Here is a 22436-nt window from a genome sequence, read left to right as displayed (position 1 = left end):
GAAATAACTATTTCTGCATAAGACGCAAATCTGTCAAATTAATGCCGAAAACAATTCGGGAATTTTGAGCTTTATGTTATAATTAAGTTTATGGCTAATAAAAAATTTGAATCTAATTCAGACGAGGGGCTTCACTCTAGGAGCTCTCGTTCACGACAGCGCAAGAAATCTCACGGTCCATTAATTGCTGTGATTATTGTGCTGATAATAATTGCTGCGGCAGCAGTTTTTATGTTCATACAGCATAATAATTCGAGTAAAAAGGCGACTGGAAAAAACGGTACTGCAGTCAGCTCGGTCAGTGCAGACAAATACAAAGAGTTTGCGGGCAATGGATTCCTGGGTGAAAATGCAATTAAAGTTGATTCAACTTATTATGCTTTTTCTTCAGATGCAAATGGTGTACCGCATGTGCGCTTGGCAACTTCGACAGATAATGTGAATTTTACTCCTTCTGATACGGATATTTTGCCGACATTACCAAGCTGGTCAGCGACGCCTGACAAATTGACACGGCCGGGAATCTGGAAAATCGGCGAGCAGTATATCATGTATGCGAATTATGTAAACGGCGCTTCAGGTTTCTTTGCAATTGGCGCGGCGACTTCGCCTACCGTTGAGGGGCCTTATACACCTGTTGAAGAACCTGTGTTAGCAGCTGATTATGGCGTGGTTTCGGCCTATTTTGATGTCAGTATTTATCAGGAAGACGGTAAAAACTACATATTGTATGCGACCGACCAGGATTTGGGCTACAATATCTGGGTTCAACAGCTGTCTGACGACGGCTTAAGTGCTGTCGGAGAGCCGACGAAGATTTTGGATTATACAACGATTCCGCAGTACAACGCGAAAACAAATGTTGCGCTGGTTGAGCGTCCTGCCTTGGTTAAAGCGCCGGACGGCAAGTATGTTCTGATTTATTCTGCAGATAAGGTCGATTTAGATACGGCCTATGTCGGTTATGCTGTGGCTGATTCGATTACGGGACCTTATACAAACGGCGGGTCTTTTGTGTCAAATGACCAAATGCCGTCTGAGCTGAGAGGTCCGTCTGAGCCGGCAGTTTTCCAGGATGGCGATAAAAATTATCTGATTTTCAATGCCTGGAAAGGGAAGCACAGCAGCTGGGATGGAATTGGTACAACGGCTACTTGGCTGCGTTATCGTGCGGAATTCACTTGGAAAGACGGGCATATTCCCAGCTTGAAGTAACTCAGCGTGCGGAAATAGACGGAAAAATAAGCGTTTGAAATTCATTAAAATATATGGTAAACTAATCTTTGTAGTTGTAATTTGTTTAAACTTTTAATGTTTGGCTGAAAATACGATTGGACTACAGGGAAAAGTTCATATTGTTTTAGAAATATGGAGTAATTCCCAAATCGGTAAAAAAGTTTTAGGGGATTAAAATGAAAAAACGCAAATTTGTTGTTGCTGGAGCTGTATTCTCTGCTCTGATAGTACTTTGTGCAACGGGCTCGGATAAATATGTCAAAGCGGCTCCGTCTTCGGATGTATCAGATGTGAATATCTATCGTCTTTATAATCCGAATTCCGGGGAACATTTTTACACTTCAACCAAGTTTGAGCGTAATTCTTTGGTTGATTCCGGCTGGGACTATGAAGGAGTGGGCTGGGCAGCACCAGAAACTGGAGCACCGGTCTATCGTCTTTATAATCCGAATTCGGGCGACCATTATTATACTTCAAGTGATTTTGAGCGTGACAATCTTGTGGCACAGGGCTGGAATTATGAAGGAATTTACTGGCAATCAGGCGGTCCAGTGGGAGTGTCAGTTGCCTACAATCCTAATGCGCTTTCTGGTGTGCATAACTTCACAACAAGTCAAACTGAAGAAACAAACCTTTTGAATAATGGCTGGCAAGATGGTAAAACTGCTTGGATGGCAGCGGCTGGGGGAACGCGAGTTTCACCAACGACAAGCTTAAATTTAGTAGGAGATTTTCCAGACCCGTCCGTTTACTATGAGAACGGAACTTACTATATGTACGGGACTTTCACAAGAGGCTATCATATTCCTATGGCAACCTCCGGAGACGGGAAGAATTTCTCACTGTCTGGTGAAGCTCTGCAGAGCATGCCGTCCTATTCAGACGGACTCGCTTCATCTGCACCATTTGTGACCAAAATAGCTGACAAATACATCATGTATCTTCATTACTGGACGGGTGACCGTTGTGTCATCGGTACGGCAACGGCAAGTTCTCCAACAGGGCCTTTTGTTCCTGCAAGTCAGCCGCTTCTAGTACCGAGCGACAGCAGCTATGATATCTACGACGCAAGTATCTTTTCATCAAACGGCAACAATTTTCTGATTTATTCGACTCAGCGCTCAGCCGGCCGTGCCAACTGGATTGTCCAGCTGTCTTCTGACGGCTTGAGTGTCGCGGGCACACCAGTTAAGCTGCTCGATTCAGCTGAGATTACTGATTTTTATACAAAACAAGCTTCGAGCCGTGTTGAAAGTCCAGCCTTGACGCAAGCACCAGACGGGACATATGTCATGTTTTACGGCGCAAATGACGCGGACAAGGATACAGGCTATACAGGCTACGCAACAAGCAGCAGTATTGCAGGACCTTATACAGACCATGGGGCAGTGCTGCGCACGATGAATGTCGGCGTGGGCGGCCCGGACGAAATGCAGCTCTTCATGCAGAACGGCGTGCAGCGCATGTACTTCAACGGCTGGGACGGCCCGCATAACAGCTGGCTAAGCTCAACCGGACACGGCCGTTCCGTATACAGCATTGACTTTCATTGGGCAAATGGACATACGCCGATTGTGGAGGCCAATTTAGACTAACGACAACTCATTAATGAAAATTCTTCAAAATTTTATTTTCCCCGAGAGCGAAACTTTCGGCTCCCAAGAAAAATACCTTCGTACATCCGGCGATGTGCGCATATCGGACAAAAAAATGCAGATGGGAGCTTTCTCATCTGCCCTTTTTGATACCTATTACAATGCTTTTTCAATCTCACTTTGGCGTGAAAAGGTTGGTATTAAGCAGTTCAGCTTGACGATATCAGGCCAAGGCCAAGTCTTCATCGAGCTTTGCCAATTTACAGAAGCTAGTGAAAAAACACTTAAAAAGCTTGAAATTTCTCTAACAAATGCGAACCAGCCTGTCTTTGAGCTGAACACTGAAGATTTTGACGGCATAGTTTACCCGAAAGTTACAGCGCAGGAGAAAGCCTCCATTACCGCACTCAGTTGGGAGACAGCTGACAACATTCGCCGTGCAGTCAAACTGGGGGTTTCCATCACGACCTTCAATCGTAAAGACTATGTCATTCCAGCGATTACGCGGATAAATGAGCAGCTCCTCGGCCTCCCATTCTGGCATGAAAGAATTGAATTAGTTGTAGTAGACAATTCCTCGAATCTGACCAAAGAAGAAGCGTCAGGCGTCAAAGTCATTCCAAATGAGAATACCGGCGGCTCCGGCGGCTTCATGCGCGGTTTCCTGCATTACAAGAATGAAACAGACGCAACCCACGTGCTCTTCATGGATGATGACGCTGCACTCGAAATCGAGTCAATCAAGCGGGCCTACCAGATTCTCAGCTTTGCCCGGCAGGAAAACACAGCCGTAGGTGCAGCTCTGTTCTATGACGATGCGCCCGATAACTTTTTAGAGTGCGGCGCATCCCTAGGAAAATACTGGGTCAAAGTCGAATTTCAGAAAGAAGATTCAACAGATGTCGACGTTGTGTTAAAAACCGAGAGAAACTGGGAGAAAAAGACGCCGGATTCCGCCTTTGCGGGTTGGTGGTTCAATGCTTTTCCGATAAAGTCAGTCGAGCACCTGGTGCCGCCCTTCTTCGTGCGGAGCGATGACATGGCCTTTGCGCAGTTCAATGACTTCAATCTCATCTGGGCAAACGGCATCGCAAGTTATGCAGAAGATTTCCAGAAAAAAATGACCGCCCTGACAACCTACCTGGATGCCAGAAACATGCTGCTTTATTACGCTTTGTTCAGCAAAAATATCCTGTCAATCAGCTATTACATTGCCATGAACCGTCTTATCAGCCTGCTGGCGGCGCGTTACGAGCATCATCAGCTCGAGCGCCTGGCACTCAACGATTTTCTGAAAATGACGCCCGAAAAGTGGGTCGAAGCTGCTTCCTTAGCGGAAAAATTGCCGGAAATCAACAATATCCTGAAGAATGAACGGCTCAAACCAATTGACATTGACAGCCCGACATTTGTCAGTCCTGAAGATAAAAAGGAAAGCACGCTAAAAAGCCTGCTGAAAATGATTTTTCTGCCCAGAAAAAACCGCACTGTCAAGAGTGAATTCCTGATGCTGCCGCATTTCAGCCAATTGGCAGGCTCAAAGCGAATTCTGTATTATCTGGGCGACAAAGGTTTCATTGTGACAGTGCGCCCCTGGAAGCTGTTTTCCGGCTTATTCATGCTGGCAATTGACTCGCTGCGGCTGATTTTCGGCTTTGGGCGCGTGCGCAGGCGTTTGCTGGCAAAATTTGACTATCTGACCAGTGAAGAAATGTGGCAGGAAATATTCGGAGGAAATCAGCATGGTAAAAGTTAGTCTGATTATTCCGATTTATAATGTCGAGAAATATTTGGCAGAGTGTCTAAAATCTGTGGCAGAACAGACCTATCAGGATTTGGAAATTCTGCTGGTCAACGACGGCTCAACTGACAATTCCCGTGAAATTGCCTTGCAATTTGCTGCAGAGAATTCCCGTTTTCAGCTGCTTGACAAAGAAAACGGCGGCCTGTCCGATGCGAGGAATTTCGGAATTGAACATTGCCGGGGCGAATATATCATATTTATGGACAGTGATGATGTCATCAGTCCCTATTATGTCGAAAATCTGGCTGCCGCAGCCGCTCAAACGGGTCTGAAGCTGGCCATGTGCAAGATGACGCGGATTCAATCTGAGCTGGGAAATCAGTCTGTTAGTAAAGTTGAATTCATTTCCGGGAGCTTTGAGAAACGCATCAAATCTCTGGGGATGAATCTTGACCATATGCCGAATGATGCGGCTTGGGATAAGATTTACCATCGTTCACTTTTTGGCAAAATTCGCTATCCGAAGGGACAGGTTTTCGAAGACAGCAGCGTCATTTTCCCGTTGATTGATTTAGCGGGTGATTATGCGATTGTGGACAGTCTGGATTATTTTTACCGGCCGAATGCTGCAAGTATCACAGGCCAGCAGCAAATACAGACAAAGAACTTTGATTTGTTTATAAAAAATCAGACACAAATTGACTTTTTGTCGGAAAAGCATCCGGAGGCGCTGGATTTTGGTTTATTAAATGTGCTGAATGCCAATGATTACTGGGCGCAAATCGCAGTCAAGGACAAATCGGCTTTATCTGGGAAGTTTTTTGAGCAGCTTTGGCAGCAGAATAAGGCTTTTTCGAGGCATCTGGGGCTGCGGAGAATCATTTATTCACGTAGAAGCGTTTATCGGCTGCTGATGCTGATTATTTCCCGGGTTTACAGTCACAGTTTTTTGAGAAATTTACTGAAAAGCTTTCTCATGAGAAATTAACGAAAATATAGTAAAATAGGTTTGGAGGTTGTATGAATTTTAATACAAAAAATTATGATTATCTGATTGTGGGCGCGGGGCCTTACGGGGCGATTTTTGCGCATGAGGCGGCGCTGCGGGGCAAGCGGAGTCTGATTATCGAGAAGCGCGCGCATGTCGGCGGCAATATGTATACGCACAAGGAGCACGGCATCAATGTGCATGACTACGGCGCGCATATTTTCCACACGGATAACAAGGCGGTCTGGGACTATGTCAATCAGTTCACCGAGTTTAACGGCTATATCAATCAGGTGGTGGCCAACTACAAGGACGAGCTTTACAATCTGCCTTTTAACATGAATACTTTCTACCAGATGTGGGGCGTGAAGACGCCTGAAGAGGCGGCGGCTAAGATTGAAGAGCAGAGAGTGGCGGCTGGAATCACTGGAACGCCCAAGAACCTGGAAGAGCAGGCCATTTCGCTAATCGGCACGGATATTTATACAAAGCTCATTAAAGGTTATACAGAGAAGCAATGGGGCCGCAAGGCGACCGAGCTGCCGAGCTTTATCATCCGCCGTCTACCGGTGCGTTATATTTTCGACAACAATTACTTCAATCACCGCTATCAGGGTGTGCCGGTTGACGGTTACACAGCGATTTTTGACAAAATGCTGGACTCTGAGCTGATTGATGTCCAAACTGGCGTTGACTTTTTTGGACACAAAGACGAATATTTGGCCGAATTTCCGCGTATTGTCTATACCGGTATGATTGACCAGTTCTTCGACTATCAGTTCGGCGAGCTGGAATATCGCTCGGTCCGCTTTGAGTCAGAGACTTTCGAGTCCGACAACAAGCAGGGCAATGCCGTGATTAACTATACGGACGCCGAGACGCCCTACACGCGTGTGATGGAGTGGCGTCACTTTGACCAGAAGGCTGACGATGGTTACACGATTCTGACAAAGGAGTATCCGCAGGACTGGGACCGCACGAAAGAAGCTTATTATCCGGTCAATGACGAGCATAATTCAGCGATTTTCAGGAAATACAAGGAAGAAGCTGTCAAGCTGGACAAAGTCATCTTCGGCGGGCGTCTGGGCAATTATCAGTATTATGATATGGACCAGGTGTTCAATGCGGCGCTTAAGGCAGTGGCAGCAGAATTTGATAAATAGCAAAAAAATAAGCTCGCGTTGAGCTTATTTTTCTCTGAAAACCAGGAACTTCGCAAAGAGGAAATTCAACACAGTGGAGAAAATCTGCAGCGAGATGGACAGGAGGAAAACCGACGTTTTCAGGCTGACGCCAAGGAGATTGGTCAGCAGATGCGGATGCGTGTCGACCAGGAGCCAATTCAGGAAGACTGCCAGTACCGTCACGAAAATGCGCGTCGCGCTGAAGGCAAATAATTCCCGGGCAATATATTTTGACTTGCTTTTGAAAACAAATGTTCGATTCATGAAATAACCGAAAAGCGTTGTCAGAACTTGCGCAATAATTTCTGAAAGCACACCGCTTTTCAGCAAAGTAAAAGAGCCCATTTTCAGTGAAATGAAAACGAGGGTTGATGCAAGCCCAACCAGCAAGTAACGGGCGGTTTCTGAAAGTGAAAATTTTTGACTTCTCATCGCTAATGATTATTATAACATTAATTTTAGGGGAATCTAAGCGAGATGGTAAATTGCTATGGAAAATTTTCCTGAAAAATTCAGAAAATTTGATATAAAGGAGATAGTGGTGTCCTTCCCAAAAATGTGTTATAATTCTAGTATTATGCAGAAAAAACCAAACCTTGCAATTGTAGTTGTGACGTTCAAACGCCAAGAGCTACTGCAGCTTTTGATGGATTCGATAAGCGCACTGCAGACACATCCAGCGGCTCTGGTCGTGGTGGACAATGAAAACTCCGCAGAGACGAAGCAGATTGTAGATTCGGTCGTCCTGCCTGAAACTGATGTGCATTACGTTCCGATGATGGAGAATACCGGCGGCTCCGGCGGTTTTTCAAAAGGCATGGAGGTTGCTTATGGCCTGGGGACGGACTGGGTCTGGATGATGGACGATGATGTCAAGATTTTTCCGGATTCGATTGAGCGCCTAGCGCCTTGGCTGGACAAGGCCGTTGACAATAATACTTTGGCTGTGCAGATTCGCCGGAAGAATTTTGACGGTTCAGATTTTTACTGGCAGTATGATTTCAGAAATCATCTGGGCATTCCAAATCCGGTGGCGCCTTCAGGTTTCGCAGAGGGTGAAACTTTCAAGAAAATCAACACGATGTGCTTTGAGGGCGGTCTTTTTCACCATGACCTCGTGAAGCAAATCGGCCTGCCTGATAATCGTTTCTTTATTTACTGGGATGACACGATGTACGGTTATTTAGCCAGCAAAGTGACGCAGCCCGTTCTGATTAATGAAACCCTGATGGCGCGGACGCGTCCGCTGGAAAATATCAAAATCGGCCGTATTCGCAAGCTCAATTCAACTTCGGATATGACGCGTTTTTGTATCATGCGCAATCGCGGTCATATGGCGCATTATTTCAAACTTCATGGCGATTACAATCCGGTTATCTTTACATTCGGCACCTTTTTGACTTTTACAAAAGAAGTCATTCGTCTGGTTTTTGTAAAGGAAAAAATGAAGAGCTTTAAGATTTTGCTCAAAGGCATGAAAGAGGCTAAGAAACTGCGTAAGGACAAGACTTGGCAGCCGATGCCGAAACTGTAAAACATGACAGAAAAACTAATTTCAATCATCATTCCGGTCTATAATGCGGAAAAATTCATTCGCCAAACTGCACAGTCTGTCCTGAATCAGACTTATCAGAATCTGGAGCTAATCCTGGTTAACGACGGCTCGAAAGACCAGTCTGGTCAAATCTGTGACGAAATCGGAGCGGCCGATGCGCGCGTGAAAGTCTTTCACTGTGAAAACGGCGGAATTTCCGCGGCGCAGAATAAGGGACTCGACGAAGCGCAGGGAGAATACATCAGCTTCTGCGACAACGATGACCGCTATCATCCGCAGTATCTGGAGATTTTGAGCGGGGCACTGGAGACCACTGGGTCTGATATGGCCAAAGGCCGCTGGCAGCGGCCGGGCTTATCTGAGCTGTCGAATTTGACTTTTGAGAGTTATAACTTTGATTTACAGAAAATGACGAGCTTTACTGAGCCTCTGGCCAAATACCAGACGATTTTTCCTAAACTGCTGAGGAAGCTGAAACATCAGGAAGCTTATTATTTCAATGAGTCAAACTGGTGCAAGCTTTATAAGCGTGAGCTGTTTGAGGGCATTCGTTTTCCTGAAGGGCGCTTTGCACAGGATGTGGCTGTGATTGGACCCATTCTCAGCCGGGTTAAGAGGGTTGCGGATGTTGACTGCGTGCTTTATTATTGGCTCCAGCATGCGGATTCGGTGACGCATCACCGGGATAATTTCAAGTTCCTAGATGATAATATTCAGGCTGGGATTGAGAATTTTGATTTGGCTGTTCAGCTGGGGATTCCGCCTTATCGGACTTACTACTTGCTGGCGGGTGTGATTCGTGATATTCAGAAATTGGACGGGAATCATGAAGATTATATCCGGAACATAAAGAGAAACTATCTGAGAAAAATGCCGCACCGGGCGCATGCAGCTCTTCTTTATAGGTTAAGATTATTTGAGAATGTCTTTTATGACAGAATTTACCATAGGAAAAAATAAATAGATGAATATATTTGAAAATCGTAATTGGATTTTGCTGAAAGGCCTTGTCAAAACTGACTTTAAACTGCGTTATCAGGGTTCGTTTATCGGCTATCTCTGGTCAATTTTGAAGCCGATTCTGCTCTTTCTGGTCATGTACATGGTCTTTGTGCGTTTTCTGCGTCTGGGTGGTCTGGTGCCGCACTTTCCGGTTGCGCTCTTGCTCGGAATTACGCTCTGGAATTTCTTTGGCGAGTCTACTAGCATTGGTATGACAACGATTGTGGCGCGCGGCGATTTGCTTCGAAAGATTAGTTTTCCTAAGCCGATTCTGATTTTGGCCGTGGTTATGAACGCACTGATTAATTTCGGGATTTCCTTGATTGTGGTTATTATTTTCGCGGTCTGGAACGGCGTTCATTTCAGCTGGACGCTTATTGCGGTGATTCCTTTGTCTGTCGAGCTGGTGATGTTTACTCTGGGCGTAGCTTTGCTCTTATCAACCATCTACGTCTACTTTAGAGATTTGGCGCCGGTCTGGGAGGTTGTGATGCAGGCCGGATTTTATGCGACGCCGATTATTTACCCGATTTCTCAGATTACCGATGTGATGCCGGGCTCGGCGGGGCAGACGATTGCTCGTATTGTCATGCTCAACCCGATGGCACAGATTGTCCAGGATTTCCGCTACGTGCTGACTTACAGCAACAACATGAATCCGACGGCCTGGCAGCTGTTCAACCACTGGTACTACGGCTTTATACCGGTTGCGCTGTCGATATTCGTCTTTCTGCTTGGCTTGCATGTCTTTAATAAACGGGCCAAGAAATTTGCGGAGGTGGTTTAATGTCTGAAAATAATATCGCTGTAAGAATTGACCATGTCAGTAAATCTTTCCGCCTGCCGACAGAAAGTTCGACCAGTCTCAGGACCACGCTGATTAATCTGGCGCGCGGTGTCAAAGGTTATAAAGAACAGCATGTTCTAAAAGATGTCAGCTTTACTGTTGAAAAAGGTGATTTTTTCGGGATTGTCGGTCGTAACGGCTCTGGAAAATCAACACTGCTTAAAATTATTTCACAAATTTATGAGCCTGACCAGGGCGCTGTTGAAGTCAACGGAAAACTCGTGAGTTTCATCGAGTTAGGCGTCGGCTTCAATCCGGAATTGACAGGGCGCGAGAATGTTTATCTGAACGGCTCGATGCTAGGTTTTTCTGTAGCTGAGGTTGATGCCATGTACGATGAAATCGTTGAATTTGCCGAGTTGAATGAATTCATGAATCAGAAGCTGAAGAATTACAGCTCAGGCATGCAGGTGCGCTTGGCTTTTTCGGTGGCGATTAAAGCACGCGGCGAGATACTGGTGCTGGATGAGGTCTTGGCCGTTGGTGATGAAGCTTTCCAGCGCAAATGTAACGATTATTTTCTAGAGCGCAAGAAGTCCGGGCAGACGACGATTCTCGTCACCCATGACATGAATGCAATCAAGAAGTATTGTAATAAAGCAATATTGATTGACCAGGGACTCGTCAGAGTATCCGGCGATGTCAATGAAGTGGCCAACCAGTATAGCCTCAACAGTCTGCAGGGAATCACAGCGAATTCGGAAGAAAAAGACGACGCAGAGACAGAAAGTTCTCTGATTACCGGATTGAAAGTTGAGCTGCTTTCAGACGCGAAAATTACGCCGGAGACGCCGGTCAATTTTGAGGTCCACTACAATGTGATGCAGGATATTAAAACCTACATCGCCTTTTCACTGACGGATGCTGACCGTAATATCTGGATTTACAATGATAATTCCCTGGATAATTTAACCGAGGGAACAGGCGAAAAAGTCGCGCGTTACACGTGCTCACTTGACATGGTCAACGAACTCAAGCTCAAACTGCAAGTCTCTGTCAGAAATGACAAGGACCAGATGATTGCCTATGCCAGCGATGAAAAGGTCATTATCATAGCGCGTAACGATTTGGCCGCAGCCAGTGCCAGTGAAAAAGATTCAGCAACAGGTCTGATTCGCAGGAATGGTAATTGGGAGTTTACTGACTGAAAATGGAAGAAAGAAGAACGAACTATCGTCGAAGCAGGTCAAGAACTGAGCAGAATCTGAGTGAAAAGCGTACGGAGAACAGCTCTGTACGAAGGATTTTTTCGCAGAATCAGACTTTTCAAAAGTTGACAGGTGTCAAGCCAGAGTCCATTTTTCTTGTTGTGGCAGTTGTCATGGGCATGATTTTTGCCATTTTTCAGCCGCTTTTTATTGAGCCGGATTCGAGTTTTCATTTTGAGAAATCGTCTTATATTGCAAACACCGTGGTTGACCGCTCGAAAATCGGATTTTTCGGCGAGGACTATGGAAATGTGACCGTAGACCGTGATAGTTACGGCTATACCGGGCCATTGAATATTTCTGACTGGAAAAAGGGTGTCAGCTGGATAAGCAAGACGGCTGAAAAGGGAACCTATTTTAAGCTTTTCTTTCAGACAAAGCTGCCGACGATTGATAAGGACAAGGTACAAGATAACCGCGTTAAAGGTGCGACTTGGCTGAATGATATTTCTCATGATGTGCCTGCGCTCGGCATCATGATTGGTCATGCCCTTTATCCGTCACTCGGCTCAATGGTCATTACTGCAAGAATTCTCAACTTAACTTTCTTCGTTTTATGTCTTTATTTTATTATTAAAAGACTGATTGCTTATAAGCTGCTTTTTGTCTTTGTGAGCCTGAGTCCGACTGTCATCCAGCTGGCAACGAGTTTGAGCTATGATTGTTATGGTTATGTTGCCTTTGCTCTGGCGGCGGCCTGTTTAATCAATACTGCTTTTCACATGAAAAATGACAAGAAACTCAGTTTCAAACAGGCGGGCATTAGCATTCTTTCTCTGGCATTTTCCAGCCTGGCTTTGTATTTTGCCAAGGCAAATTTCCTGCTGCTTTACGTTTTAATTGCTTTGGTTGTTCTCGTGGTTCTTCTGCGTATTCTTGGACTGCGGGCAAGTCCGCAGCAGACGGCTTATCTGGGGATTTCGCTTTTGGTCTTGGGCGGCGTCGGCTCAATCGTTGTTCTGAATAGTAAGCTTTTCGTCTTTTTGCCGAAGCTTTATATGTCTTTGCTTGAGCCTTATTATACGATACTTTCCTCACAGGTCCTATCAGGTACAGCGGTTGCTGGTTTACCTGGCTGGGCGGTACTTGTTCAATTTGCTTTGCTTATTCTGGTACTTTTGTCCCAGCATAAAGAAACGCTGCCGAAATGGTTTGCCTGGTCAGGGATGCTGCTTTTCGTGGTCAATTTGTTCGGGGTTTTATATTCTTATTCACAGATGTCAAAAGAATTTCCCGGAAATATCATTTTGGGCCCTCAAGGCCGTTATTTCACCCCGTTTATTTTACTGCTTGCCCCGTTCTTTACGCTTTTAGCAAAAAAAGTTTCTGTGGCGGCGGGTCATTGGCTGAAACGTCTGGTTATTTTCGGCTCAGTTCTGTTTTTAGTTCTTAATTTTGCTGTGCTGGCCACTCGATTTTATGTGCTTCACCGGCCAATGGACGAATACCGCTCAGGTGTTCAGCATTATATTTTATATGAAGATAAAAAAGATTCTGGAAAATGAGTGAATGATTTAATATGAGAAAGCAAAAGCCGATTAAGAAGTTCGTTGATTTAGCAAAAGAAAAGAAGAAGCAGATTCTTTTGAGCTTTTCTGTTTATTTTGTGGCCTTATGTTCGATTGGAATTGTAAATTATCCCTATATTGATGACACTGTTCGAAGATTGAATGGACGTCCGAATTTCGGGCTGCATTATTCGAGATGGGGAAGCGAGTTTTTCTCATGGCTCTTTCAAGGAACCCGTCATTTGACAGACCAGGGACTCATGCCTTTTATTCTTTCGGCTTTGATACTGACCGCGACAAGTTTTATCATTCAGTCAGCGCTCTTAGGAGAGAAAATAAACTATCTTTCATCACTGGCTTCTGTGATTGTAGGTCTTAATCCCTGGTTTTTAAATGCAGTTGCTTTTAGATTTGACGGGCCTCTTATCTCACTGAGCCTTTTGTCAGCGGTTGTGCCTTTCATCTGGTGGAAAGATAAAACAAGGTTTGGAATCATCAGTGTGTGCGCTGTGTTCCTCATGTACAATTTTTACCAGGCCTCATCCGGAGTTTTCTTCCTTGTCGCTTTCGGTCTGCTGTTCTTAGAGCTGCTGAGGGGGAGAAGCTTAAACAAAGTGCTGCGAAGACTTTTACTGCTCATTGTTTCTTTTATGGCTGCAACATTCTTTTATCTGATTCAGCTGATTTTTCTGCCGGCAACTGCTGGTAAGAATACAGAAATAATGAGAGGCTGGATTGTTGATGACATCTTTACTAACTTGACCAGCTATATTCAAACAGTTCTTTCTGACAGCACAAAACTCTGGAAGTTTCTGATTATTGTTCTGCTGATTCTGTTTGTTTTTTCAATGCGCCGGCAGAGTCGTGTTTCACAGATTAAAACTTTCGGGCTGTGCGGCATTTTCTTGCTGATAAGCTTACTTGCGTCGTTTGGAATTTATAGTTTTTTAGAGAGTCCAATCAGTACCGAAGCGCCGCGTTATAATTACGGCTTTGGCGTCTGGCTTGCAATTCTATGTGTGCTGGTCAGCTCAGATTTGGCATTGAAAACCTTCAGTGCTGTGAAAGCGGCTGTTGTTATTTTCTTTACTTATCAGATTGTTCTCTTTGTCTTTGTTTTCTCGTCAATGCTTCAGCTGCAGAAGGACACTTTTATTTCACAAAGTAATCTTTTACGCTCAAATCTCATGACAGTCTATCTATCAAATGATTCAGTTTATCTGAAAAACGGTTTTTTCAGAGATTCTGAAGTCCTTTTATCAGCCGGGAAAAATTATCCGATTTTGCGTAAAATTGTACCAAGCAATGCCCCCTCTTATTTTCCGAATAAGTTTTGGTTCAAAGAAGTAACAAATATTTCGATTGAAAAAGAAAATGACAAAGAGACTCTAGCACTGACAGATAATCCTAAAAATCTGGCGGTTAGTAACGACAGCTGGGATATTTATAAGTCCGGCAAGAAAATAATTGTCGTGACAAAGTAAGCAAAGGATGAAATTCTTAAGGAAGGCAGATATCATGAATAAAAAGGTTTCAGTAGTGGTTCCCTGTTATAATCACGGAAAATATATTTCTCAATGCCTGCAGAGCCTTTTTTCACAGACCTATCAGAACATTGAACTTTTAGTTTACAACGACGGCTCAACCGATGACTCTGCCGAGATAATTAAGTCGCTGCTGGAAAAAAGCCCTTTTAAAGAAACTTACTTTTTTGATGAGGCCAATCGTGGTGTGAGCGCAATCAAAAATGATGCGCTGGACCGGATTTCTGGAGATTTTTTACTCTTTGTTGACAGTGATAATTGGTTAAACAGCAATCACATTGAAATCTTACTGGCGAAGCTGGAAAGCACAGGCAAAGATATTGCTTACACACAGCTCTGGGACTTTGAAAATCAGCGAGACGTCCTGCAGAGTAATCTGGAGTTTTCTTTGAGGCAAGAGCTTGAAGGAAACCTGATTGATTCTTCGTCACTGATTCGTCAGGCTAAGATAGGCAGGGCCAAATTTGATATGGCTCTGAATAACCGTGCGCTGGAAGATTATGACTTTTGGCTGAATTTGATTCTGGAAAATCAGGCTGCACCTGTATTTGCGGCTGAGACAAAACTGAATTACCGTGTTCATCAGGATTCAAGGTCTGACCGCGGCAACTGGGCTGATTATTATCAGAATTATTTTTATCTCCTTAACAAACATCGGGAAAAATTTCCGGAAGAAATTGATGAGGCGAAGAAGGATAACATTCTGCATTGGATTACGACTTTTGACGAATGCCTGGAAATGCTGCATGAGCGGACTTTTCAAAAAGAGGAGCAGGACAAGCAAATCAAGCTTCTTGAAGAACAAGTCAATTATTATCAGAACTCCTACAGTCGCAGTTTAAAAAATCTAATCAGCATCCCGCTAAGAAAGTTAAGGAAAAATGGCTAAAAATTTACTACTTTATGTTCATTTTAATCGAGAGAACAAGCTGGCTGAACATGTGCTCTACCAGCTTCAGCATATTCGTCCGTTTTTTGATGAAATCTGCCTGATTTCGAATAGTCAATTGTCTAGCGATGACCAGCAGCTCTTGCAGAATCAGCAGCTGATGGAGCGCTTTATTCAGCGTGAAAACAAAGGCTATGATTTCATGGCTTGGAGTGAAGCCATGCTGGCATACGGCTTTGAGGCACTTAAACAGTATGATTCCGTTACTCTGATGAATGACACCTGTTTCGGCCCGATTTTCGATTTGAAAGCGATTCTAGACAAATTTAATGCTGATGAGCAGGTGGACTTCTGGGGCATGACAAATAACCGCGCCCATGTCGTTGACCCGCATGCAGACGGTCATAAAGTTCAACTGCCGGCTCACATTCAAAGCTACTTTATCAGTTTCAAGCAGCAGGTCGTCAAGTCAGAAAGCTTCCGTGATTTTTGGTCAAACATTCAAGTATTAGATGAAGTCGTTGATGTTATTGTCAAATATGAAACAGGCCTGACCAAGCATTTTGAAGATGCGGGCTTCAAGTCTGGCGTGGTTTTTGACACACGCCAGGAAGACTGGTCACAGATGCTGGTGCACGATTTCTCTGTCTTTAACATGTCCTCAATTCTTGAGCATCGCATTCCCTTTCTGAAAATCAAGGCTTTTGCCATAGGTGCTCAGCATCCGAGCACGCCGATTACCGTTGAATACTTGCAGAAATATACAGACTATCCGCTGCATCTCATCGTTGACCACATGACCTGGTACGATTACCCAGATAGGCCGTATATGCTCAATAGCAAGATGATACAGGCTCCTGTGCCGGCTGAACCAAGCGAGCATCCCAAAGTCGGCATTCATTTGCATGTCTACTACAAAGATTTGCTGGTGCACTATCTCGAGCTGTTTGACCGCTATGTCAAAAACTATGACCTCTATATCACGACTGATAGTCAAGAAAGCAAGCAAACCATTGAAGAGCTGTCGAATCATCATCCCTCTATCAAAGAGATTATGGTGGTAGGAAAAAAAGGCCGTGATGTATTGCCCTGGATGAAAATTCATCAAAAGTTGTCAGATTACCCGATTGCCGGCCATTTCCATACAAAGAAATCGGTTGAAAACTGGTGGATTTTAGGTGAAAGCTGGCGGACAGATTTAGAAGAAAATTTGATAGAAACTGCCCAAACTTTATTTGAGGCCTTTAAGCAGGATGAAAAGGTTGGACTCATCATTTCCGATGTACCGGCTTTCCAGCAGAGCTACCACGGACCTCTTTGCACAGAAGAAGAAAAAGTCTGGCCGCTGATGAAGCATCTCTGGGGAATTGTGGATTTTCACTATCGAAAAGGCCTGCAGGAGCAGCCTTCTTATATCATGAGTTACGGCACGATGGTCTGGTATCGTCCAGCAGCCCTGGACAATTTACTGGCAATCAATGTTGAAGCAGAAATTCCGGAAGAACCGCTGCCGGAAAACAGCATTCTCCACGCCTTCGAGCGCCTGCTTGTTTATGTAGCCTGGGGAAACAATTATGACTTCAGGATTGCGCACCGTGCCAGCTACAATGGGTTCTGGAATAACCACTCCACCAACCAGGTACTGAACGACTATCTCACAGCAATAAAAAAAGATGGGGGTGCCAAAGACAATATTATTCGAGTGAGAGAAATTTGGAATATGCTCATTGGCCGATTGCATTATCTGGCAAAATATCATGCCAAGAAGTTGCTTAAACGGCATTAATGTAAAAAGTAAAAAGCACCTTGGGTGCTTTTTTAGAGCTCATAAGATCATAAGAGCCTGAGACGGATTCACAAAATAAAAAACCAACCCTTTTGAGGTTGGCTTTACAAGCGTACTAATTATTTGAAATTAATTAGTAGCCTGAAGTACCATGAATTGGAGTACCTGGTGTTGAAGTAGATGCTGATGCATCAGCAGGGGCAAAGATGTCACCGTTTGAAGTAACACCATCACCAGTCAAGCCTTCAGCAGATTTAGCACCGAATGAAGTACCAGCAGCTGCCAAGTGGAATGCAACGGCATTCAAGCCGCCAGCATTGTGCCATCCAGCATCAATCAGAGAGTTCTGCTCAAAAGCAGAAGTAGTGAAGTTATGTTGGCTGTTGTTAGCGTTGTAAGCTGCGAATACAGGAACTGAACCAGCATCGATGAATGCAACACCTTCGTCAGACCAGCCTTTAGCTACCAATTGACGTGCTTCATATTCTGAAGCTGTGTAGTAGTGAACACCTGCATTCTTGTTGTAAAGACGGATAACTGAAGAACCGCTAGCAGCTGTTGTGCCAAGAGTTCCCTCATAGTTCCAGCCAGTCATAAGCAATGAAGCTGCTTCGAAAGAAGAAACTGTGTAGAAGTGCTCGCCGTTGCCTGGGTTGTACATACGATAAAGAGCAAGACCGCCAGCAGGATTTGCCTGAGCCTTAATATCTTTCAATGCATCAAGTTTAGTAACATCTTTAGTTGTTGCCAAGAATTGACCAACATCACCTTGAGTAGCAGTGTTCAAAGTAACATCAGCAAATGCTGTACCAGTAGAAGCAGCAACACCGCCAAGAGTCAAGGCAGCTACTGCTGCAGCAGTAATTTTTGTAAGTTTCATAAATTGAAACTCCTTTCTTTTATTATGTAGAGCTCTAACACTACAAAGACATTATATCGCGATAAACTTTTTTTGTCAAGGATTTAGTTAAAAATCAATTGAAAAAATCAGCTAAATTTACTCTAGTCTCTTAATTGTCAAAGTACGCCGTTGTTCTAGCATTCTATTTAATAAATTGAATTTCCAGATTATTGGGGGCAGTGACAGTGAAAACTTGTGTTGTGTCATTAAGGCTGTAATTAAGATTTGTCAAATCGAGTGTGAGTTCGTTGAGCTCGATGCCTTCTTTGAGCTTGAATTGTACTGCGCCCAGGTCCCAGGTGTCTGTTTCAGACACAGAGTCTCCCGGAATCGGTACCGCATGGATATATTTAACCAGGAGCGTTCTTTCATAAAAATCACCAGCGTCTGGAGAGGCAATCATGCTTGAGACAACTGTCATATCAGTGACGCCAGCATAGTAATCTTCACCGATTGCTAAATCAGCTTTTGGAATTTCAATAGCTGGGCCGGATTCTGACGTCATGACGGTGAAAGAGTCTCCATCAGGCGAAACGGTGTTGAAAGCATAACCGGCTTCACTGCAGAAGATTTTCTCCATCTTGTCCTTGTAACGGGCAATCAACTGTCTTAGTTCTGCCTGCGGAAGTTGCAGAAGTGTCACAATATGCCGCTTTTGCCCTTCAGCCTTGTGAAAATCTAAGCTTTCAGGAGAAATTGCACAAATGATACGAGTTTGCTCAATTTTATGAGTTCCAAACTCAAGCATGAAACTGTTTTCTTTAAGCAGTTTTAATCCAAGTACCGTTGTGTAGAAATCGACCGTCGCATCACGGTCAGAAACGCGGAAAACCGGCCGCATTTCTTTAATTTGTTCTATTATATTAGTCATATGCCTATTTTATAGGAGGAAGGGGAAAAAAGCAAGAGAAAAATCAAATTTTCGAGCATTTTTGTCATATTGAATGTCAAGAATGCTCATTAAGATTGATAAATAAGAAAAGGAGATAAAAATGTCAAGTATTAGATTGCAAAATAGAAAGGGAAGAATTACGGCTACTGTGCGTCAATCTACGCAAACCGTCGCAGTCAGAACTTTTGATTCAAAGGATGAAGCACTGCTATGGGCGCTGAAAGTAAAAAATAATATTAATTCGGGGAAACTTAACTTAGATTTTGCCGGAAAAGAGGTCTATCTACACGATTTCTTTTCGGATTATCTGGAAATGACGCAAAAATATAGGAACTCTAAGGGAAGTATAAAGTTATATGAGCAGGCGTTAAAACACATGAAAACTTTTTTCGGCAGCGTTTCAGTTTACAAAATTTGCCATAATGATTACCAGAATGTCATTAACTATCTGGGTGAAAAATGGGGGAATGCCTATTTGAACAGATTTAACGGTTATGTCAAAAAAGCGATTGAATATGCTGAAGGTGAAAATTTTCAGCTGAAAGATTTTACGACAGGGACTGTATTTTTGTCCAAAAAGAAGCCGAAAGCAGAGAAAAACAAGTATTTATCTGATGAAAAAGAATGTCGGACATTGTACAGCTATTTGAAAAAGCATCTTGACGACAAGGAGAACGATTTTCTCAATTATTTACTTTATTTTTCGCGGTATGGCCTGCGGCCCAGAGAGCTTTACGGCATGAAATGGAACCATCTGTTTATAAATGAAAAAGGTTTTCCCTATTTTTGGACAAGTTCCTATGATTTGGAGAATCATCAAGAATCGTTGAGGAATAAAACGGAGCTTCGAGACCAAATTCCCATACCCTTGACAGTAGAGGATTATCAGCTTTTGCAGGTCTTAAAATCGAAACAGGAAAAGGCTTACGCACTTTTTCCGAAGCAAAGAAAAAACGAAAATCAGCTCATTTTTGCAAGTCCGAAGTATAAATACGGCCTCCCAACCTCAACCGAAACAATCAATCGCAGATTGAGAGAATGTCTCGGGGCACTCGGCTTGAATACCAATTTGACACTTTATGCCATGCGGCATACAACGGAAAGTATCCTGGCTTCGAAAGTACCAGACACAGCCAGTGCCTACAAAGCGGTTGCCGAGCAATGGGGGCATTCAGAAATTACATTTAAAAACGTTTATTTTCATACTCTGAACCATGATAGAAAAATGATTGAAAAAATTATGCGTGAGGACCTTCGCGAAGATTTTTGGGAGCAAAATGGGAACAAGGTCGGAAAAGTATCTGCTGGAGGGCTTGACTGACTGCTTCAAATTCCTGGCGTTTCAATTTATGAAACTTACAAAAATTACTGCTGCAGCAGTAGCTGCCTTGACTCTTGGCGGTGTTGCTGCTTCTACTGGTACAGCATTTGCTGCAGGTCCTACAATCACCGGTACACAACCTCCAGTACATATCGGAGGAAATGACGCATCAATCGGCCAGAAGTTTTTCACTTCTGACAAGTCAAAACAGGCTGCTTTGAACCATATTGCAGATAATTCTTTGACAGCTGCAACAGATGTAGACCCTATCTCTATTTTCCGTATGTATAATCCAAATACAGGTGAGCACTTCTACACAACTTCTTCTTATGAAGCTGCTTCATTGCTTATCAATTCAGGATGGAACTACGAAGGAACTCTGGGTACTACCTATGTTACAGGTGATACAGCTGTAACTCGTTTGTATAATCCAAACGCAGGTGTTCACTATTATACTTCTTCAGAGTATGAAGCACGTCAACTGATGGATAAGGGCTGGAAGGACGAAGGTGTATCTTTTGTTGATGCTGGTCAATTTAATGTTTATGCTTCTTATAATGCTAACAACAGCCAGCATAACTATACGATGTACTTGGCTGAGGAGAATTCATTGCTTGGTGCTGGCTGGCAGGCTGCCGGCGGTATGGGTAACGTTGGCTTCCACTTAGCAGGTATGGGTGTTCCATTCCCAGCAGCTGATTCAGGCTACTCAGGCAGCGGGACAACTTCAAACGGTTCACCATTAGGTGATACCTCGAACGCTGATACTCCAAGTACTGGAACAGCTCCAAATGAGACAATCATTGGTGATAATGCCAAATAAGCTCTAATGCAGGAAACGAATCTTCTCGGAGGTTCGTTTTTTTTATTTTGGGAACAGAATTGGAACAAATTTTTGTACAGTCAAGATATAAATAAAAGAAAGCGGAGAAATTTTGCTCCCCGCTTTTTTTGTATAATTATTAGCCGAACGATTTATTCTCCGTACCAGGCAATTCCTTCATCACGCCAGCCGGCATTGAGCAGATTCTGCTGCTCGAAAGGTGCAGTCGTGTAGTTGTGCGCGCCAGCCTGTGCATTTGGATTATAAGCACGGTAAAGTGGTGTGTTTCCGCCGGAATGGAAGGTTACACCTTCATATTGCCAGCCGGCCTTAACAAGCTCATCTCTTTCAAATGGAATCAATGTGTAGAAATGGTCACCAGCATTTGGATTATAGAGGCGATAAACTTCGTTTCCGGAATCTGGTGCTGTCCAGCCGATTCCTTCGTATTTCCATCCAGCGCTTACGTCTGAATTTGCCTCAAAGGCGCTCTGGGTGTAGAAGTGCTCGCCGGTATTCGGATTATAAAGCCGGAAGACTGAGCCTGGTCCCCCGATAACGGCAGGGCCTGTTCCGCCGCCAAAGATATTTTTATAATCAATTGAGACGTCCAGCGGTTTAGACTGACTCATATTTTTGAAATACATTCGGCTGGAAAATTGCCAGGCGCCATATTGTGTGTTTTTGAGGTCGTTAAAATACGGCTTGCTTGTCGGATATTGTGCGACCCATAAGTTTTGATAGCCAAGCTTAGCAGGTTCAATATAGCCTTTTTTTATCCAGTTGGCACTGGTGTAGTAACGGATATTTGAGTAACCGACGGAAGCCATTTTGTTGGCAAAGACCTGCACAGCTTCTGTCCAGTCAACTTTGGCTTTATTGACAGCATTACTTTCACAGTCAAGTACCATAACAGTTCCGCTGCCCAAACCATAATAACTGGCTGCATTGACAAACTTTTGCGCTTCCGCCAGGGCACTTTTGTTGGCAGTGTTCTGGTCTTGCGCGTCTCCTAAATTAAGGTAATGGTAAGCAGCGACGTTTAAGCCAGCATTGGCTGCATAATTGATTTCTTGCCGGGCGTAGGGATTGTCATACCAGTCGCCTTCGGTTAATTTGACGATGGCAGTACGTACACCTTGAGCTTGGAGCTGATTGAAATCGGATTGGGTCATCCACTTTTGGTAGCTCGCAACGTCGACAGCATCAACGCGCGGAAGTGAATTGTCATCAGAGTAGATATTAGGTACGCCGTCGGAAGTGATTTCTTCAGCTTGAACCGTCTGTACAGGCATCATACTGAAACCAACTGATAAAATAGAAACTGCAAGCAGCGGCAGAATTTTTTTCTTTTTCATAATCACCTTAGGATACCATATTTACAAAGTTTTGTAAAACGTTATAAGTTATGCT

19 protein-coding genes are annotated in these 22436 nt (G+C 43.9%); 15 read left to right on the top strand and 4 right to left on the bottom strand.

The features are described 5' to 3' along the window. Positions 1-90: 90 nt before the first annotated feature. From ACYQ2E_RS06915 to glf, 5 genes are all read left to right on the top strand, one after another. Complete coding sequence (locus ACYQ2E_RS06915; RefSeq protein WP_460017339.1) at positions 91-1215, top strand: family 43 glycosylhydrolase; 1125 nt, start codon at positions 91-93, stop codon at positions 1213-1215. Positions 1216-1412: 197 nt separating this feature from the next. Next, positions 1413-2831, top strand: coding sequence for a family 43 glycosylhydrolase (locus tag ACYQ2E_RS06910; RefSeq protein ID WP_460017338.1), 1419 nt, complete (start codon positions 1413-1415; stop codon positions 2829-2831). Between the two features lie 13 nt (positions 2832-2844). Next, the gene (locus ACYQ2E_RS06905) at positions 2845-4587 is read left to right on the top strand and encodes a glycosyltransferase family 2 protein (protein WP_460017337.1); all 1743 of its coding nucleotides are present in this window, start codon (positions 2845-2847) and stop codon (positions 4585-4587) included. Beyond that, positions 4574-5563, top strand: coding sequence for a glycosyltransferase family 2 protein (locus ACYQ2E_RS06900; RefSeq protein ID WP_460017336.1), 990 nt, complete (start codon positions 4574-4576; stop codon positions 5561-5563). Before ACYQ2E_RS06905 ends, ACYQ2E_RS06900 begins: the two co-directional genes overlap by 14 nt. Positions 5564-5595: 32 nt before the next feature. Beyond that, positions 5596-6726: a UDP-galactopyranose mutase gene (gene glf / locus ACYQ2E_RS06895; protein ID WP_460017335.1), complete on the top strand. Its 1131-nt coding sequence runs from the start codon at positions 5596-5598 to the stop codon at positions 6724-6726. A 24-nt stretch (positions 6727-6750) separates the two neighbouring features. Here the strand turns inward: glf and ACYQ2E_RS06890 are convergent, their stop codons facing one another. Continuing rightward, positions 6751-7179: a GtrA family protein gene (locus ACYQ2E_RS06890; RefSeq protein WP_460017334.1), complete on the bottom strand. Its 429-nt coding sequence runs from the start codon at positions 7177-7179 to the stop codon at positions 6751-6753. Positions 7180-7324: 145 nt separating this feature from the next. Between ACYQ2E_RS06890 and ACYQ2E_RS06885 the strand changes: the two genes are divergently transcribed. From ACYQ2E_RS06885 to ACYQ2E_RS06850, 8 genes are read left to right on the top strand one after another with little or no spacing between them, the layout of a single operon-like run. Beyond that, positions 7325-8281, top strand: a complete 957-nt coding sequence (locus ACYQ2E_RS06885) for a glycosyltransferase (RefSeq protein WP_460017333.1) — start codon at positions 7325-7327, stop codon at positions 8279-8281. Between the two features lie 3 nt (positions 8282-8284). Next, positions 8285-9262: a glycosyltransferase family 2 protein gene (locus ACYQ2E_RS06880; RefSeq protein WP_460017332.1), complete on the top strand. Its 978-nt coding sequence runs from the start codon at positions 8285-8287 to the stop codon at positions 9260-9262. Between the two features lie 4 nt (positions 9263-9266). Then, positions 9267-10091 (top strand): ABC transporter permease, encoded by an 825-nt coding sequence (locus ACYQ2E_RS06875; protein WP_460017331.1) that lies wholly within the window; start codon positions 9267-9269, stop codon positions 10089-10091. Further along, positions 10091-11299 carry an ABC transporter ATP-binding protein gene (locus ACYQ2E_RS06870; protein WP_460017330.1) on the top strand — a complete coding sequence of 403 codons (1209 nt, stop codon included), beginning with the start codon at positions 10091-10093 and terminating at the stop codon, positions 11297-11299. Before ACYQ2E_RS06875 ends, ACYQ2E_RS06870 begins: the two co-directional genes overlap by 1 nt. 2 nt (positions 11300-11301) lie before the next feature. Continuing rightward, positions 11302-12864 carry a DUF2142 domain-containing protein gene (locus ACYQ2E_RS06865; RefSeq protein WP_460017329.1) on the top strand — a complete coding sequence of 521 codons (1563 nt, stop codon included), beginning with the start codon at positions 11302-11304 and terminating at the stop codon, positions 12862-12864. A 14-nt stretch (positions 12865-12878) separates the two neighbouring features. Next, complete coding sequence (locus ACYQ2E_RS06860; protein WP_460017328.1) at positions 12879-14351, top strand: glucosyltransferase domain-containing protein; 1473 nt, start codon at positions 12879-12881, stop codon at positions 14349-14351. 34 nt (positions 14352-14385) lie between these two features. Beyond that, positions 14386-15300 carry a glycosyltransferase family 2 protein gene (locus ACYQ2E_RS06855; protein ID WP_460017327.1) on the top strand — a complete coding sequence of 305 codons (915 nt, stop codon included), beginning with the start codon at positions 14386-14388 and terminating at the stop codon, positions 15298-15300. Further along, positions 15293-17086 carry a rhamnan synthesis F family protein gene (locus ACYQ2E_RS06850; protein ID WP_460017326.1) on the top strand — a complete coding sequence of 598 codons (1794 nt, stop codon included), beginning with the start codon at positions 15293-15295 and terminating at the stop codon, positions 17084-17086. Before ACYQ2E_RS06855 ends, ACYQ2E_RS06850 begins: the two co-directional genes overlap by 8 nt. A 133-nt stretch (positions 17087-17219) precedes the next feature. Here the strand turns inward: ACYQ2E_RS06850 and ACYQ2E_RS06845 are convergent, their stop codons facing one another. Next, the gene (locus tag ACYQ2E_RS06845) at positions 17220-17966 is read right to left on the bottom strand and encodes a hypothetical protein (protein WP_460017325.1); all 747 of its coding nucleotides are present in this window, start codon (positions 17964-17966) and stop codon (positions 17220-17222) included. Between the two features lie 163 nt (positions 17967-18129). Continuing rightward, positions 18130-18858: a CppA N-terminal domain-containing protein gene (locus tag ACYQ2E_RS06840; RefSeq protein WP_460017324.1), complete on the bottom strand. Its 729-nt coding sequence runs from the start codon at positions 18856-18858 to the stop codon at positions 18130-18132. 121 nt (positions 18859-18979) lie between these two features. On the opposite strand from ACYQ2E_RS06840, the gene ACYQ2E_RS06835 reads away from it, so the two are divergent. Both ACYQ2E_RS06835 and ACYQ2E_RS06830 read left to right on the top strand, forming a co-directional pair. Next, positions 18980-20200, top strand: a complete 1221-nt coding sequence (locus ACYQ2E_RS06835; protein WP_460017323.1) for a tyrosine-type recombinase/integrase — start codon at positions 18980-18982, stop codon at positions 20198-20200. After that, positions 20124-21023, top strand: coding sequence for a hypothetical protein (locus tag ACYQ2E_RS06830; RefSeq protein WP_460017322.1), 900 nt, complete (start codon positions 20124-20126; stop codon positions 21021-21023). Before ACYQ2E_RS06835 ends, ACYQ2E_RS06830 begins: the two co-directional genes overlap by 77 nt. 152 nt (positions 21024-21175) lie before the next feature. On the opposite strand, the gene ACYQ2E_RS06825 is transcribed toward ACYQ2E_RS06830, so the two are convergent. Beyond that, complete coding sequence (locus ACYQ2E_RS06825; RefSeq protein ID WP_460017321.1) at positions 21176-22381, bottom strand: GH25 family lysozyme; 1206 nt, start codon at positions 22379-22381, stop codon at positions 21176-21178. Positions 22382-22436 lie beyond the last annotated feature (55 nt).

The sequence above is a fragment of the Lactovum odontotermitis genome (assembly GCF_054658595.1).
This window is presented reverse-complemented; position numbering and strand designations above follow the sequence as displayed.

Excerpts from the sequence above, each read along its gene's own strand:
- ACYQ2E_RS06915 (WP_460017339.1), top strand. The coding sequence starts at position 91 with ATGGCTAATAAAAAATTTGAATCTAATTCAGACGAGGGGCTTCACTCT.
- ACYQ2E_RS06910 (WP_460017338.1), top strand. The coding sequence starts at position 1,413 with ATGAAAAAACGCAAATTTGTTGTTGCTGGAGCTGTATTCTCTGCTCTG.
- ACYQ2E_RS06905 (WP_460017337.1), top strand. The coding sequence starts at position 2,845 with ATGAAAATTCTTCAAAATTTTATTTTCCCCGAGAGCGAAACTTTCGGC.
- ACYQ2E_RS06900 (WP_460017336.1), top strand. The coding sequence starts at position 4,574 with ATGGTAAAAGTTAGTCTGATTATTCCGATTTATAATGTCGAGAAATAT.
- glf (WP_460017335.1), top strand. The coding sequence starts at position 5,596 with ATGAATTTTAATACAAAAAATTATGATTATCTGATTGTGGGCGCGGGG.
- ACYQ2E_RS06890 (WP_460017334.1), bottom strand. The coding sequence starts at position 7,179 with ATGAGAAGTCAAAAATTTTCACTTTCAGAAACCGCCCGTTACTTGCTG.
- ACYQ2E_RS06885 (WP_460017333.1), top strand. The coding sequence starts at position 7,325 with ATGCAGAAAAAACCAAACCTTGCAATTGTAGTTGTGACGTTCAAACGC.
- ACYQ2E_RS06880 (WP_460017332.1), top strand. The coding sequence starts at position 8,285 with ATGACAGAAAAACTAATTTCAATCATCATTCCGGTCTATAATGCGGAA.
- ACYQ2E_RS06875 (WP_460017331.1), top strand. The coding sequence starts at position 9,267 with ATGAATATATTTGAAAATCGTAATTGGATTTTGCTGAAAGGCCTTGTC.
- ACYQ2E_RS06870 (WP_460017330.1), top strand. The coding sequence starts at position 10,091 with ATGTCTGAAAATAATATCGCTGTAAGAATTGACCATGTCAGTAAATCT.
- ACYQ2E_RS06865 (WP_460017329.1), top strand. The coding sequence starts at position 11,302 with ATGGAAGAAAGAAGAACGAACTATCGTCGAAGCAGGTCAAGAACTGAG.
- ACYQ2E_RS06860 (WP_460017328.1), top strand. The coding sequence starts at position 12,879 with ATGAGAAAGCAAAAGCCGATTAAGAAGTTCGTTGATTTAGCAAAAGAA.
- ACYQ2E_RS06855 (WP_460017327.1), top strand. The coding sequence starts at position 14,386 with ATGAATAAAAAGGTTTCAGTAGTGGTTCCCTGTTATAATCACGGAAAA.
- ACYQ2E_RS06850 (WP_460017326.1), top strand. The coding sequence starts at position 15,293 with ATGGCTAAAAATTTACTACTTTATGTTCATTTTAATCGAGAGAACAAG.
- ACYQ2E_RS06845 (WP_460017325.1), bottom strand. The coding sequence starts at position 17,966 with ATGAAACTTACAAAAATTACTGCTGCAGCAGTAGCTGCCTTGACTCTT.
- ACYQ2E_RS06840 (WP_460017324.1), bottom strand. The coding sequence starts at position 18,858 with ATGACTAATATAATAGAACAAATTAAAGAAATGCGGCCGGTTTTCCGC.
- ACYQ2E_RS06835 (WP_460017323.1), top strand. The coding sequence starts at position 18,980 with ATGTCAAGTATTAGATTGCAAAATAGAAAGGGAAGAATTACGGCTACT.
- ACYQ2E_RS06825 (WP_460017321.1), bottom strand. The coding sequence starts at position 22,381 with ATGAAAAAGAAAAAAATTCTGCCGCTGCTTGCAGTTTCTATTTTATCA.